The 14,962-nt window shown below is 66.0% G+C and carries 11 protein-coding genes; 8 read left to right on the top strand and 3 right to left on the bottom strand.

All coding sequences use genetic code 11. The annotated features are described in order from the left end of the window. Positions 1 to 24: 24 nt before the first annotated feature. Both ACHMW6_RS30135 and ACHMW6_RS30130 read left to right on the top strand, forming a co-directional pair. Positions 25 to 549 carry a hypothetical protein gene (locus ACHMW6_RS30135; RefSeq protein WP_395402562.1) on the top strand — a complete coding sequence of 175 codons (525 nt, stop codon included), beginning with the start codon at positions 25 to 27 and terminating at the stop codon, positions 547 to 549. A gap of 13 nt (positions 550 to 562) precedes the next feature. Continuing rightward, positions 563 to 1,117 carry a sensor histidine kinase gene (locus ACHMW6_RS30130; protein WP_395402560.1) on the top strand — a complete coding sequence of 185 codons (555 nt, stop codon included), beginning with the start codon at positions 563 to 565 and terminating at the stop codon, positions 1,115 to 1,117. A gap of 22 nt (positions 1,118 to 1,139) precedes the next feature. Here the strand turns inward: ACHMW6_RS30130 and hemL are convergent, their stop codons facing one another. Next, complete coding sequence (hemL, locus tag ACHMW6_RS30125) at positions 1,140 to 2,426, bottom strand: glutamate-1-semialdehyde 2,1-aminomutase (protein ID WP_395402558.1); 1,287 nt, start codon at positions 2,424 to 2,426, stop codon at positions 1,140 to 1,142. A gap of 7 nt (positions 2,427 to 2,433) precedes the next feature. After that, complete coding sequence (locus ACHMW6_RS30120; protein ID WP_395402556.1) at positions 2,434 to 3,249, bottom strand: hydroxymethylpyrimidine/phosphomethylpyrimidine kinase; 816 nt, start codon at positions 3,247 to 3,249, stop codon at positions 2,434 to 2,436. A gap of 95 nt (positions 3,250 to 3,344) precedes the next feature. Here ACHMW6_RS30120 and ACHMW6_RS30115 point away from each other — a divergent pair, with 95 nt between their 5' ends. The 6 genes from ACHMW6_RS30115 to ACHMW6_RS30090 all read left to right on the top strand — a co-directional run bounded on the left by ACHMW6_RS30115 (position 3,345) and on the right by ACHMW6_RS30090 (position 13,432). Further along, positions 3,345 to 3,497 (top strand): rubredoxin, encoded by a 153-nt coding sequence (locus tag ACHMW6_RS30115; protein WP_028104578.1) that lies wholly within the window; start codon positions 3,345 to 3,347, stop codon positions 3,495 to 3,497. Positions 3,498 to 3,645: 148 nt separating this feature from the next. Next, positions 3,646 to 4,044: a PleD family two-component system response regulator gene (locus tag ACHMW6_RS30110; RefSeq protein ID WP_395402554.1), complete on the top strand. Its 399-nt coding sequence runs from the start codon at positions 3,646 to 3,648 to the stop codon at positions 4,042 to 4,044. A 5-nt stretch (positions 4,045 to 4,049) separates the two neighbouring features. Further along, complete coding sequence (locus ACHMW6_RS30105; RefSeq protein WP_395402552.1) at positions 4,050 to 4,415, top strand: response regulator transcription factor; 366 nt, start codon at positions 4,050 to 4,052, stop codon at positions 4,413 to 4,415. Between the two features lie 3 nt (positions 4,416 to 4,418). Beyond that, positions 4,419 to 4,970, top strand: coding sequence for a chemotaxis protein CheW (locus ACHMW6_RS30100; RefSeq protein ID WP_395402550.1), 552 nt, complete (start codon positions 4,419 to 4,421; stop codon positions 4,968 to 4,970). Between the two features lie 52 nt (positions 4,971 to 5,022). Further along, entirely contained in the window at positions 5,023 to 7,320 is a 2,298-nt protein-coding gene (locus ACHMW6_RS30095; RefSeq protein WP_395402548.1) for a methyl-accepting chemotaxis protein, read from the top strand. Positions 7,321 to 7,327: 7 nt separating this feature from the next. Beyond that, on the top strand, positions 7,328 to 13,432 hold the full coding sequence (locus ACHMW6_RS30090) for an Hpt domain-containing protein (protein WP_395402546.1): 6,105 nt from the start codon (positions 7,328 to 7,330) through the stop codon (positions 13,430 to 13,432). Here ACHMW6_RS30090 and ACHMW6_RS30085 read toward each other — a convergent pair. Then, positions 13,404 to 14,834, bottom strand: coding sequence for a cryptochrome/photolyase family protein (locus tag ACHMW6_RS30085; RefSeq protein WP_395402544.1), 1,431 nt, complete (start codon positions 14,832 to 14,834; stop codon positions 13,404 to 13,406). The genes ACHMW6_RS30090 and ACHMW6_RS30085 overlap by 29 nt on opposite strands. Positions 14,835 to 14,962 lie beyond the last annotated feature (128 nt).

Here is a 14,962-nt window from a genome sequence, read left to right as displayed (position 1 = left end):
TTCACAGTTTCGGAGAGGTCAGAAGTGGCGGAAAATAATAATGGATCGCCCGCGTCGCAAGCTATGGTGGCGCTGCGGGCCAACGTCATTTCAGCCTGGTCCAGTGCGGCCCGCTCCAGCCTGAACAAAGCCGGGCGCTTGCCAGATCCGATCCTGCTGAACACGCTTCCGGCTTTCTACGACAGCCTGGCGCAGCTGCTCACATGCCCCTCCGGTGTCTCCGAGGTGTCCGTCATCGCTCAGGAGCATGGCGGCGAACGCGCCCGCCTCAGCGGTTATGACACCACGGCCCTGATCGAAGAATTCCAGCTCTTTCGCCGCGCCCTGTTCGACCAGTTCCACCTGGCCTCTTTCGCGCTGACGCACGAGCAGCGCCAGGCGATCGACAGCGCCATCGACAGTGCGATCCGCGAAAGCGTGACGGCGTTCGCGATGGTGCAGTCGGCCTTGCGCGAGCAGTTCATCGCGGCGATCACCCACGATATCCGCACGCCCTTGTCGAACGCCAGCATCGCGGCGCAAAATCATCGAAAGCCGGGCCAGCAATGATGCGCTGCGCACGATGGCCAGGAAAATCATCGACAACACGGCGCGCATCGACGTGATGACGCGCGACCTGCTGGACTGCATCGTCTTTAATAGCGGCGAGCATCTGCCGCTCGATATTGTGGCTTTTGATATGGCGGACCTGGCGCAGGAAGTCGCGGTGCCGGGAGTGCAAGTCGATGCGCAGTCCGTGCCCGGCCACTGGTGCCGCGAATCGATGCGGCGGGCGCTGGAAAACCTGCTGGGCAATGCGATGAAATACGGCACGCACGGCAATCCGGTGGAATTGATGGTGCGCGAGGAGGGCGGCCGGGTGCGCGTCTCCGTACACAATGATGGCGATCCGATTCCCGCTTCGCAACTGGAATCGATCTTCCAGATTTACCGCCGGGCGCAGGCGGCAAAAGGGCATCAGGATGGCTGGGGAGTCGGCCTGCCGTATGCCCGCCGCGTGGCGGAAAGCCATGGCGGCAGCATTATCGTCACCAGCAGCGTGGAGAATGGCACGACGTTCCTTATCGACGTGCCCGTCGACGCGCGACCCTTCGAAGGCGCGCCAACCGCCGCCTGACAGCGCCAGACGGCGCGGGGAATTACTTCAGCGTGGCGAACACGCGGCGTGCGGCGGCAATGGTCTCGTCGATCACCGCATCGCTGTGCGCGGCGCTGACGAAGCCCGCTTCGAAGGCGGCCGGCGCGAAATACACGCCTTCGTCCAGCATCTTGTGGAAGAACACGTTGAACTTCTCGCGGTCGCCAGCCATCATCTGCGCGTAATTGCTGGGCGGAGTGGCGCTGAAATAGAGGCCGAACATGCCGCCCTGCGCATCGGCGCAGAAAGTCACGCCCGCTTCCTTCGCGGCGGCGGTCATGCCATCCGCCAGGCGGCGCGCGGTCGCGCTCAGCTTGTCGTAGAAGCCTGGCTGCTGGATCAGCTTGAGCGTAGTCATGCCCGCGGCCACGGCTACCGGATTGCCGGACAGCGTGCCGGCCTGGTACACGGCGCCCACCGGCGACATCTTCGACATCAGCTCTTTCGAACCGCCAAAGGCCGCCACCGGCAGGCCGCCGCCGATCACCTTGCCCAGTGCGGTCAGGTCCGGCTTGATGCCATACAGTTCCTGCGCGCCGCCCAGGCCGACGCGGAAGCCGCACATCACTTCGTCGAAAATCAGGATGGCGCCGTGGGCGGTGCACAGCTTGCGCAGCGCCTGCAGGAATTCCGGCGTAGCCTTGATCAGGTTCATATTGCCGGCCACCGGCTCCACGATGACGCAGGCGATGTCCTTGCCGTAGGCGGCAAAGGCTTCCTCGATCTGCACCACATTGTTGTAGTCCAGAACCAGGGTGTGCTTGACGAAGTCTTCCGGCACGCCCGCCGACGTCGGATTGCCAAAGGTCAGCAGGCCGGAACCGGCTTTCACCAGCAGGGAATCGGCGTGGCCGTGGTAGCAGCCTTCGAACTTGATGATCTTGTCGCGGCCGGTGGCGCCGCGCGCCAGGCGCAGTGCGCTCATGGTCGCTTCAGTGCCGGAGGACACCAGGCGCACCTGCTCGATCGACGGCACCAGGCGGCAGATCTCTTCCGCCATCTCCACTTCCGCTTCCGTCGGCGCGCCGAAGGACAGGCCGCGCGTGGCCGCCTCCTGCACCGCCTTCACCACGTCCGGATGGGCGTGGCCGACAATGGCCGGGCCCCAGGAACCGATGTAGTCGATATAGCGCTTGCCGTCCGCATCCCAGAAATAGGGGCCTTCAGCCTTCGTGATGAAGCGCGGCGTGCCGCCCACCGAGCGGAAGGCGCGCACCGGCGAATTGACGCCGCCGGGGGTGGATTTCTGGGCGCGTTCAAACAGGATGTCGTTCTTGGAAGTAGTCATGTTTTATTCAGTTCGTCTTGAAGAAACGGTTGGGCACGAAGCGGCCCATGCCGTAGCGCTGGGCATGGGCCAGCGCCTGATAAGTGTATTGCTCCGCCAGTTCGACCGCTTCCACCACGGAGGCGCCGCGCGCCAGGTAGGCGGCAATGGCGGCGGACAAGGTGCCGCCCGCGCCCACGAAGGGGCCGGACAGGTGCTGCCACGGCTCGTGGCGCAGCACGCCTTCAGCGCTGTACAGGGTATTCGCGCGCTGGCCCGGCGCAGTGGCCGGCGTGCCGGTCACCAGCACGAATTCGCAGCCAAGATCGATCAGGTGCTGGGCATCGTCGGCCATCGTTTCGCCATTGCCCAGGTCACGCCAGGTTTCGGCCATATGCGTCAATTCGACATAGGACAGCATCAGCAGCGTCGCCTGCGGCACCAGCAACTGGCGCACGATGGTCAGGTGCTCTTCAGGATCTTCCTCCTCGCCCAGCGCCGGCAGCTGGGAGCCGAAGGGGTCGAGGATGAGGGCGGCGTCCGGATAGTCGGACACCACCTCGGCAATCGCCGACATATGTTCCATATTGTCCAGCGCACCGATCTTGAAGGCTTGCACTTCGACGTCTTCCAGCACCACGCGCGCCTGGTCGGCCACCCAGTCCGGGTCCACATGCTGCTGGTCTTCCACGCGGGCGCTGTCGCCGATCAGCAACGCCGTGGTGGCGGCCAGGCCGCTGCAGCCCAGTGCGGCAAATACGGCCAAGTCGGCATGCACGCCCACAGCGCCGACCGGGTCGGCGACGCCAAAGGTCAGGATAAGAGGAGAAGTTTGGTTTTGCACGGCGGGTAGATTAAGATATCTAATTCGGCATTTTACTTTATAGAAGGTGATTGAACGTGAGCAGCAATGAAACGACCCAGGAATTGCAAAGCTGGATGTGCCTGATCTGCGGCTGGATCTATGACGAGGCCGCCGGCCTGCCGGAAGAAGGCATCGCGCCGGGTACGCGCTGGGCCGATGTGCCGATGAACTGGACTTGCCCCGAATGCGGCGCGCGCAAGGACGATTTCGAGATGGTGGCGATCTGATCTTGCGTTTTCGTCAATTGCGTTAAAGCGACGTCATCGACTGTTAAAAGGTAGTCAAATAAATAAATGTTTCTTTTAAGCAGCAGGTCCCGCCACTCGCCTGTGTGCTGTGCTATCGTACCGGAACTACAGGGTGGAACTTCCTCAAATGACGACTACGCCGCAAGCGAATGGTTTGAAAATCATGGTGATCGACGACAGCAGCACCATTCGTCGATCCGCTGAAATCTTCCTGACCCAGGCCGGTTATCAGGTGGTATTGGCCGAAGATGGCTTCGATGCCCTGGCCAAGATCAACGACCACCATCCCTCCCTGATCTTCTGCGATATCCTGATGCCGCGCCTGGACGGCTACCAGACCTGCGCCCTGATCAAGAAGAGCGCCAAGTTCCACGCCACCCCGGTATTGATGCTTTCATCCAAGGACGGCCTGTTCGACCGCGCCCGCGGCGCCATGGTCGGCTCGTCCGCCTACCTGACCAAACCCTTCACGAAAGACAGCCTGCTGGCCGCGGTGCGCGAGCATGCCGCCGGCGCGGGCGCATAAATACCATGGCTATTCAACGTATTCTCATCGTCGACGACTCGCCTACCGAGCGTTACTACCTGACCGACATCCTGGTGCGCAGCGGCTTTACCGTCTCCACCGCCGAGACGGGCGAGGAAGCCCTGGTCAAGATCAAGGCCGACAAGCCGCAGCTGATCCTGATGGACGTGGTCATGCCTGGCGCCAACGGCTTCCAGGTCACGCGCTCGATTGCGCGCGACCCGGAATTGCAGGATGTCCCCGTCATCATCTGTTCCAGCAAGAACCAGGAAACGGACCGCATCTGGGGCCTGCGCCAGGGCGCCAAGGATTACCTGGTCAAGCCGGTCGATGCCGCCGAGCTGCTGGCCAAGATCGCCGCGCTCGGTTAAGCGATGTCCACCACGGATCAGGATCTCCAGCCAGGCAGCGACGGCGGCGAACGCCGCAGCCGCCTGCGCCAGTACCAGGTGGCGTTGCTCGAACGCATGGCCGCGCGCAGCGGCGAGAGTGCGGCCGGACGCGAACTGGGCGTGCTGGTGGGCGAGCGGCGCTGCCTGCTCGACCTCACCCAGGTCGGCGAAATCGTGTCCTGGCAGCCGGTCACGCCGGTGCCGCTGGCGCGCGACTGGTACCTGGGCCTGGCCAATATCCGCGGCAACCTGACCGGCGTCATCGACCTGGCGCGCTACCTGGGCGGTTCCGCCACGGCGCCGGCGGCCGACAGCCGCGTCGTCACTTTTGCCGCCGGGCTGGGCTTCAATTGCGCGCTGCTCGTGTCGCGCGTGCTGGGCCTGCGCCAGCTGGGCGAGATGGAGATCCAGCCGGAGGCCGAAGCGCCGGCCTGGTGCAGCGAACAGTTCCGCGACGGCGAAGGACAGGCCTGGACCCGGCTGGACCTGAGTCAGCTGGTCCGCGAAGCGCGGTTCCTGCAAGTCGGTTTGTAAGATATGCCGCCCACGAGGCGGCGTCAATCCAAAAGCAATCGGGGGAAGGTTAATGGCATTCAAATTGTTCTCACGCTCCGCCAGTAGCGCCGCACTGGAGGCGGAGCAGAACTCGGCATTTTCGAGCTTCGGCGAGACCATCGCCAGCAGCGGTCCGGCCGCTGCCCATGAGGCGGAAGTCACGCCGCTGCGCCTGCGCGACGCCTTGCGCGGCCGCGGCGCCGATGCCTCCCCCGTGCCTGCCTCCGCCGACGCCGGCTTCCGCCTGCCGCTGATCGGCCACCTGTCGCCGCAGCGCCAGTTGAGCACCCTGTCCACCGTGCTGGGCGCCAGCATCCTGGTCGCCGTGGGCCTGGTGGCCTTCAACGCCTATAACTCCGGCGTGGCCTCGACCCGCACCCAGATCGCGTCGGACGCGCTGATGCACTCGCAGCGTATCGGCAAGGCGGCGCCCAACGCGGTGCAGGGCAATATGGAAGCCTCGCGCCAGCTGGAGGAGTCGCGCAATGAGATGAACCGCGCGCTGAACGTGCTGTCGGACGGCGGCCGCTACGCCAACCGCAGCGTCGGCTCGGCCCCCACTTCCGTGTTGACCGAACTGCAGGAGGCGCGCAAGCGCTGGGCCGCGTCGGACAAGGCGGCCGGCACCATCGTGCGCAACCGCCTGGACCTGGGCGGCCTGGATGAAACGCTGACCAAGCTGAATTCGATGTCGCCGGACTTGCTGGCGCTGAGTGAAGACATCATCGCCACCAAGGCGAAGCAGGGCGCCAGCGCCCGCGAAATGGTCGCACTGGGCAAGATGTCCATGCTGACCCAGCGCATGAGCCGCAACGCCAGCGCCTTCCTGACCGAAGGCGGCATCAGTTCCGAAACCGCCTTCCAGCTGGGCCGCGACACCACCGTGTTCCGCAACACCATCGATGGCTTGCTGAGCGGCAATGAGAGCCTCGGCGTGACCCCGGTGCGCGACGCCGAAACGCGCGAAAAAGTGGCGGAACTGAAGAAGCAGTTCGAGTCTTACCAGAAGCTGGTGACCTTCGTGCTCGACCGCCTGGAAAAGTTCTCCGCCGCGAAGAGCGCGGAACGCCTGCTGTTCGCCGAAAACGAACCGCTGCGCCAGAGTCTGGCCGGTCTGCAGACTTCCCTGCGCGACGCCCAGGACTCGCTGGGACTGGCCTTCTGGCTGATGGTGGTGGCCGGCCTGCTGACCCTGGTCGTCGCAGCGGCCATCGGCCGCGTGCTGCTGCAGGATTCCCAGGCGCGCAGCCGCGCTTCGGAACGCCGCCGCCAGGAAGCGGAAGCGATGCGCGCCCAGGCGCAGAAGCAGGAGGAAGAGGCGAAAGCCATGAATGACCAGAACCAGGCGGCGATTCTGCGCTTGATGAATGAACTGCAGGAAGTGGCGGACGGCGACCTGACCGTGCAGGCCACCGTGTCCGAGGACATCACCGGCGCCATCGCCGACTCGGTGAACTATACGGTGGAAGAGCTGCGCGGCCTGGTGGGGCGCGTGACGGTCACCGCGGAGCAGGTGACGGCGGCATCGACCCATGCGTCCGGCATTTCCAGCGACTTGCTGAACGCATCCCAGCAGCAGTCGCGCGAGATCCAGGACGCGTCGGCCACCGTGACCAAGATGGCCAACGAGATTACCGAAGTGTCCAAGTCCGCTTCCGAATCGGCGGACGTGGCGCGCCAGTCCGTGGCCGCAGCGCGCCAGGGTTCGACGGCGGTGCAGAACGCGATCAAGGGTATGGACGAGATCCGCGAGCAGATCCAGGAAACCTCGAAGCGCATCAAGCGCCTGGGCGAATCTTCGCAGGAGATCGGCGAAATTACCGAGCTGATCTCCGACATTACCGAACAGACCAACGTGCTGGCGCTGAACGCCGCGATCCAGGCGGCATCGGCCGGCGAGGCCGGCCGCGGCTTCTCGGTGGTGGCGGAAGAGGTGCAGCGCCTGGCGGAACGCTCGGCCGAAGCGGCCAAGCAGATCGGCGCCCTGGTGCGCACGATTCAAACCGATACGCACGATGCGGTCGCAGCTATGGAAAAATCCACCCAGGGTGTGGTGGAGGGAGCGAAACTGTCCGATGCGGCCGGTACCGCGCTGGAAGACATCGAGCAGGTGTCGAACCGTCTGGCCGAACTGATCCAGGGCATGGCGTATGCGACCGGCATGCAGGCTACGTCGGCTGGCGGCGTGGCACAGAATATCCAGCACATCCTGCAGGTGACGCAGCAAACGCAGGACGGCACGCAGCAGACCGCCCAGTCCGTGCGCAAGCTGTCCGTGCTGGCACAGGAGCTGAAGAACTCCGTGTCGCGATTCCGAATTTCTGCCTGAGGAATAAATGAGCCAAACTGATTTTCCGCACACCGCTTCGCCGCACTTCGACACGGGCCCGCTGTCCTGGGTCATGGTGGAAATCCGCGAGGCGCTGGCCCGCTCCCGCACCGCGCTGTTCGAGGCGGGCGGGCGTGACCCGGAAGATCAGTCCACCTCCCTGCAGCACGCCAAGTCCCACCTGCACCAGGCGCACGGCGCGCTGCAGATGGTCGATGTGGACGGCGTTGTGCTGCTGACGCAACTGGCCGAGGTGGTGCTGGACCGTTTCAAGGATGGCTCGCTCAAATACACGCCCGACCATGCGCAGGTGCTGGCCAACCTGTACCAGGCGCTGGTCGAATTCCTGGAAGAGCTGCTGGCCGGTGCACCGTTCCAGCCGGTGCGCCTCTTCCCTTATTTCCGCGACGTGCAGGATTTGCTGGGCATCGACCGCGTGCACCCGGCGGACCTGTTCTTCCCCGAGCTGACCCACGTGCCTGAGCTGCCGGCCGCCGTGGCGGGCGTTGCACCGGCTGGCGAAGCGCCGGCCCAGGCCTACACCGCGCTGCGCCAGCGCTTCGAGCGCGCGTTGCTGCCCTATCTGAAAGCCGGCGATCCGGCCAGCCAGTCCATCCACGCCGCCGCCCTGCAGGCTGCCGTGACCGATGTGGCCGACCTGCAGCGCGAGCCGAAGGCGCGCGTGTTCTGGCGCACCATGCAGGCGTTTTCCGAGCTGGTGGTCGGCGGCCAGCTGGAAAGCGGCAAATACGTGAAGCAGCTGTTCGGCCTGATCAACCTGCAGCTGCGCCGGCTGTCGCAGGGTTCGCAGGAACTGCCGGACGCCCTGCTGCGCGAAGCCCTGTTCTTCATCGCCGGAGCGGACGAGGCGAGCCTGCCGCCGCTGGCGCGCCAGCTGCGCAAGTCCTATGCGCTGACGGCCATGGTGCCGCGCGACTACGAACAGCGCCGCTACGGCAGGATCGATGCGGATGCACTGACGGCGGCGCGCGAGGGTGTTGCCCGTGCCCGCGGCGCCTGGCACCGGCTGGAACAGTCCGAGATCAATCCGGACCTGGATGCGGAATTCCGCGATGCGCTGGGGCAGGTGGCTGTTGCCAGCGACAAGCTTGGGCTGCAGGCGCTGGCCGGCTTGATGCGCCAGCTGTCCGATGTGGCCGCGCGCGCCGTCGATTCCGGCCGCAGCGAGGCGCTGGGCCTGGAAATGGCGACGGCGCTGCTGTTTGCAGAGCATGGCATCGACCAGATCCGCCACCTGCCGGATGACTTCAATGTGCATGCCGATACGATCGGCGCGCGACTGCAGGCGCTGGTGTCCGGCGCCCAGGCCCCGGAACCGTCGCAGTGGCAGGGCAGCCTGGCGCAGCAGATGCACGAGAACGATACGGTCGTCGCGCTGTCGATGGAGCTGAAGACGGGCCTGCGCCAGATCGAGAAGGTGCTGGACGAGTACTATGCCGATCCGTCCCGGCGCTCGGATCTGGCTTCGCTCGACGGTGTGGTGCACCAGCTGGAAGGTGCGCTGGCCATCCTCGACCAGGAAGACGCGACCCGCGCCGCGAAGCACGTGCGCCAGGAGATCCACAAGCTGGTGGCCGGCCTCGATGATCCGGCCCAGGAGCCGCGCCATCTGGACGAAATCGCGCAGAACGTGGGCGCACTGGGCTTCTTTGTCGACATGCTGGCGCAGAATGCGGCCGGCGCGCGCGAGCGCTTTGCCTTCGACGCGGAACACGGCACCTTCCGCGCGGTGCCGTTCAAGAAGATTGCCGGTCCTGAGTCGATCCCCGTGCTGGACGAGCCGCTGCCGGCGCCGGAGCCGGTGCCCGAACCAGCCACCATTGCGCCGCCTGCCGCGGCGGAGGGCGTGTCCGGCGAAGAGGCGGTCGAAGCCGAGCTGCTGGAAATCTTCATCGGCGAGGCGCAGGAGGTGCTGGGCTTCGTGCGCGAGACCCTGGCGCTGCCGCGTTCCGAGTCGGCCACTGTCGACAATATGACCATGCTGCGCCGCTCCTTCCATACGCTGAAGGGCAGCGGGCGCATGGTCGGCCTGAACAACTTTGCCGAAGGCGCTTACGGCATCGAGAAAGTCATGAACGTGTGGCTGGGCGAGGAGCGCTCGCCGACCGACGCTCTCTTCGCGCTGCTGTCGCGCGCGGCCGCGGATCTGTCGGCCTGGGTCGATGAGTTGGCCGTCACTGGCCGCTCGGCCCGCAACTCCGACGCCCTCGTCGCCGCTGCGCTGCGCGTGCAGAACGGCGAGGCGTTCAGCATGCCCGAGCCGGCGCCCGCGTCCGCCGCGCCGGCCGCCAGCGATGCCGCGCGCGCCGCCGCCGACACGACCGCCGCCTCTGACGCCGCCGCGCACGAAGCCGCGGAGGATTCCGCCGCCGAAGAACTGGCCGCGTCAGCGCCAGAGCCGGCCGGCGAATCCCAGCGCCCCGCGCGCGCCGGCAACGTGATCGAATTCCCGTCATCCACCGCGCCCACCGTGCCCGCGCCGCCGCCGGAAGACAACATCAAGTACGTCGGCCGCCTGGCGATCCCGCTGCCGCTGTACAACATCTACCTGGCCGAAACCGATGAACTGGTGCGCAAGCTGTCCAGCGACTTCGGCGAATGGCGCCACGAAAAGCGTCCGGTAAGCGCGGACGGGCTGAAGGCTTCGCACACGCTCACCGGCACCTCCGCCACGGTCGGCTTCAAGAACCTGCGCGAGTTGGCCTATGCGCTGGAAACCACGCTGCAGTCCCTGCAGGCCCCGGCGCCCGAGCTGGACGCCGCCCAGCACGACCTGTTCGACTTCACCATCGAGCGCGTGCGCCAGATGCTGTCCAGCTTTGCCGCCGGCGAAATGCCGCCCGAGCAGCCGGAGCTGATCGCGGCCCTGCACAAGATGCAGGAAGAGCTGTCGCAGCCGCATGAGGACATCGAAGCGCGCATGGACAATATGTTCGGCACGCCTCCGGAGATCGCGCCGTCCGAGCCCGCCGCCGATCCGCTGGCCGCCCGCCTCGAGGCGCTGTTCAGCGACACCTATCACAGCCTGGTCGCCAGTCCGCCCGCCGGCCCCGATCGTGCCGAGCCTGCGGCCAAGCCGCAAATGGCCGACCAGGACGAGAACATCGACGACCTGTTCAACACCGCCTTCGACGACGCCTTCGCCGCGCCGCCGCTGACCCAGGCCGCTCCCATCCACGACGAGCCCCACCGCCTGGTCCCCGTCCCATCCGCCTCCGCCGAGTCCGCTGCCGAAGACGCCACCGCCGCCGCCTCCTCCGCCTCCTCCGCCGAGCCGTCCGCCACCGACGCCACCGACGCCACCGACGCCACCGACGCCACCGACGCCTCCGCTGCCGAAGCCGCCGACGAGCCGTCTGCCGTCGCCGAACTGGCCGCCTTCGCTGAGCCGGCGACGTCCGACGAGCTGGCCGCGATCGCCGAGCCGCTAGCAGCAGACGTGCACGTCCCTGCCGAACTGACCGACACGCTCGCTGCCGAAACCCTCGCCGCCGAACTGACCGGCGCGCTGGAAGCAGGCGACGATGAAGCCGCCGCCGCAGCGTCCGGCGCCCTGGTCGAATCCATCGAAGCGCCGCCGCAAGCCGCCGAAGTGCATGAGCACTACGAGACCGCCGACGCGCTGGCCCTGCACGCCCAGGAAGACGCCGCCATCGCCGAAGAATCGATGGAAGTGGACGCGATCGAAGCCACCGAAGCGGCGCTGGACGCCAGTGTGGAACCGGAAAGCGAAGTGCAGCTGCTGTCGATTCCCGCCACTGAGCACCTGCTGGGCGCCGGCGCCGCCAGCTTCACCGACGAACTCGACCCCGACCTGCTGCCGGTGTTCCTGGAAGAGGGCGCCGACCTGCTGCCGCAAGTGGGCGAAGCGCTGCGCGCCTGGCAAGGCAAGCCGTCCGACTTCAGCCACGCCCACAGCCTGCAGCGCGTGCTGCATACCGTGAAAGGCAGCGCGCGCATGGCCGGCGCAATGCGCCTTGGCCAGCACGCGCACGAAATCGAGACGCATATCGAAAACATGGTCCACGCAGGCAGCGCCTCGCCGCACGCCTTCGACGAACTGCTGGCCCACTACGACCACGCGCTGCTGCTGTTCGAGCAGCTGCAGAACCCGGAAGCTCACGCAGCCCAGGCCGCGCCCGCCAAAGCGCCAGCCCTGGCACCGGCCACCCCCGCCGCCGCGCCGGCGCCAGCGCAGATAGCCGTGCCGGCCCAAGTGCCAGCCGCGCCGCAAGTCCGCCACCGCCGCGCCGAGGACGCCGAAGCCGCCAGTTCCAAGACCCCGCTGGTCCGCGTGCGAGCCGACATCCTCGACCGCCTGGTGAACCAGGCCGGTGAAGTCTCGATCTCCCGCTCGCGTCTGGAAAACGAAGTAAACAACCTGCGTACCTCGCTCAACGACTTCCAGGAAAACCTCGCCCGCCTGCGCCGCCAGCTGCGCGAAGTGGAAATGCAGGCCGAATCGCAGATCGCCTCGCGTATGTCGATCGCCGGCGAGCGTGAATTCGACCCGCTGGAATTCGACCGCTTCACGCGCCTGCAGGAACTGACCCGCATGATGGCGGAGAGCGTGAACGACGTGGCCTCCTTCCACGAAGGCCTGCTGCGCACCGTGGACAGCGCCAACGCCGACCTTAACCAGCAGGCGCGTATGACGCGCGACCTGCAACAGGACCTGATGCGCGTGCGCATGGTGCCGTTTGCCAGCATCTCCGAGCGCCTGTTCCGCGTCGCGCGCCAGAGCGCCAAGGAAGTGGACAAGCGCGTAAACCTGGACATCCGCGGCGGCGCTGTGGAAATGGACCGCAGCGTGCTGGAACGCATGGCCGCGCCATTCGAGCACCTGCTGCGCAACGCCATCGTGCACGGCGTGGAAGCTCGCAGCGACCGCTCCGCCAAGGGCAAGGAAGAAACGGGCGAGCTGCTGGTGCAAGTGAGCCAGCAGGGCAATGAAGTGGTGCTGGAATTCAGCGACGACGGCGCCGGCCTTGACCTGGAGCGCATCCGCGCCAAGGCGCGCAAGGTGGGCCTGATCGGCAACGAGGACGTCAGCGACGCGGAAGCGGTCAAGCTGATCTTCGAACCCGGCTTCTCCACTGCCGACACGCTGACCGAACTGGCCGGCCGCGGCGTGGGCATGGACGTGGTGCAGTCCGAAGCCCAGTCACTGGGCGGCCGCGTCGAAACCCAAACCGAAGCGGGCAAGGGCACGCGCTTCACCATCCGCCTGCCGCTGACGCTGGCCGTGACCCAGGTGGTGCTGGTCTCCGCCGGCGGCCGCACCCATGCGCTGCCGGCCGGCATGGTCGAGCAGGTGCTGCAGATGAAGGAGGGCGCGCTGGCCGAAGCCACCACCAAGGGCGCCGTAGTACTGCAGGGCCAGCACATCGGCATGCGTTATCTGCCCAACCTGCTGGGCGACCGCGAGGCGCAGCCCGTGCAGCAGCGTTCCTCGCCCGTGCTGATGCTGCACAGCGGCGGCGCGCGCATCGCCCTGCATGTGGACGAAATCGTCGGCAACCGCGAGGTCGTCATCAAGAATATCGGCCCGCAGCTGGCGCGCATGCCCGGCATCGCCGGCGCCACGGTGCTGGGTTCGGGCGAGATCGTGCTGATCCTCAATCCGGTCGCGCTGCAGCTGCATATCGACGCGAATCCGGAACTGGCGCAGGCCACCCAGCGCGCAACATCCGCAGCAGGCTCGCCGGAAGCGCGTGCGGCGATGGCCACCATCATGGTGGTGGACGATTCGCTGACCGTGCGCAAGGTGACCCAGCGCCTGCTGGAACGCGAAGGCTATAGCGTGATGCTGGCGAAGGACGGCGTGGATGCCCTCGAGCAGATGCAGGACCGCCAGCCGGACCTGATGCTGGTCGATATCGAGATGCCGCGCATGGACGGCTTCGACCTCACGCGCAATGTGCGCGGCGACGACCGCACCAGGGAAATCCCGATCATCATGATCACTTCGCGTTCGGCGGACAAGCACCGCAACTACGCGATGCAGCTGGGCGTGAATGCCTACTTCGGCAAGCCCTACCAGGACACTATCCTGCTCGGCGCTATTGCCGGCCTGCTGCCTGCCGCTTGACCACTTCGTAGCGCGCGAGCGTCTGCTTGCGCGCCTCGTCGTGCTGCACGATGGGCGGGGGATAATCCAGCCCGCGTATGTCCCACGGCGCGTGGATTTCCTTGCGCGACAGGTCTTCCAGTTGCGGCAGGTACCGCCTGATGAAGTTACCGTCCGGATCGAATTTTTCCGACTGCGTGACCGGGTTGAAGATGCGGAAGTAGGGCTGCGCATCGCAGCCGCTGGACGCCGCCCACTGCCAGCCGCCGTTATTCGACGACAGCTCGAAATCGTTCAGCTTTTCCGCGAAATAGGCTTCGCCGCGGCGCCAGTCTATGCCCAGGTCCTTCACCAGGAAGCTGGCCGTGACCATGCGTAGGCGGTTGTGCATATAGCCGGTGGTGTTGATCTGCTGCATGGCTGCATCCACCAGCGGATAGCCGGTGCGGCCCTCGCACCAGGCTGCAAACGCTTCGTCGGCTTCCTCGCCCGTTTCCCATGCGATGGCGTCGTAGGCCGGCTTGAAGGCGTTGTCCACCACATGCGGGTGGAAGTAGAGGATCATCTTGTAGAACTCGCGCCAGATCAGCTCCGACAGCCAGACGGCGCCACCGTCGCCCGTCTGCCCGCGCATCGACAGTTCGCGCACCGTGCGCACCACGTGCCTGATCGATGCCGTGCCGAAGCGCAGGTGGACCGAGAGCCGCGAGCAGCCATCCACCGCCGGGTAATCGCGCGCCGTGCCGTAGTCGGCGATGTGCGTCAGGAAGTCTTCAAACAGCCGGGCGCCACCGGACATGCCGGCCGGGATAGACATCTCCGCCCGCTCGAAGCCCATCGACTCCAGCGACGGCAGCCGCGACCCGCCCCGCGCATCCGGCGCGAACCTGCCCGCTCCATGCCCACCCGCCGCGCCCCACGGCGCCAAGGCGCCCGGCTCCGCGTCGAGCTTCTTCAGCCATGCATTCTTGTACGGCGTGAATACCGAAAACGGCGTGCCGCCCTTGGACAGTACTTCGTCGCGCTCGAAGATCACCTGATCCTTGAACGACCGCAGCTGGCGTCCCTCCGCCTGTAGCGCCGCCGCCACCGCCTCATCGCGCGCAATGGCCGCCGGCTCATAATCATGGTTGCAGAACACTGCCTCCACGCCCAGCTCAGCCGCCAGCGCCGGCAGGATCTCGCGCGCATCGCCGTGACGCACGATCAAGTGCCCACCGGCATCGTGCAGCTCGGCAATCAATTCCTGCAGGCAGTCGTGAATAAACGTCACCCGCCGGTCGCGCCGCGGCAGGCCGGCGAGGATTGCCGTATCGAAAACAAAGCAACAGGACACCTGTTCCGCTGAGCTCAAGGCATGATGGAGGGCGGCGTGGTCAAAAAGCCGCAGGTCGCGGCGGAACCATACAAGAGCGGATTTCATCGTTCAAGGTCAAATTTGGGCAGGCTTTAAATGGCCGGATCGTCAATTCATAGTAAACTGTCGATATATCCCCGAGAGTTGCGACGAGGATATTAACAGTAAAGAACACAAAACAGCCCTGCATAGAG

Source organism: Pseudoduganella sp. UC29_106 (genome assembly GCF_044055365.1).
Taxonomy (GTDB): Bacteria; Pseudomonadota; Gammaproteobacteria; order Burkholderiales; family Burkholderiaceae_D; genus Rugamonas.
The sequence above is the reverse complement of the archived record's forward strand: the minus strand, read 5'-3'. Positions and strand labels throughout refer to the sequence as shown.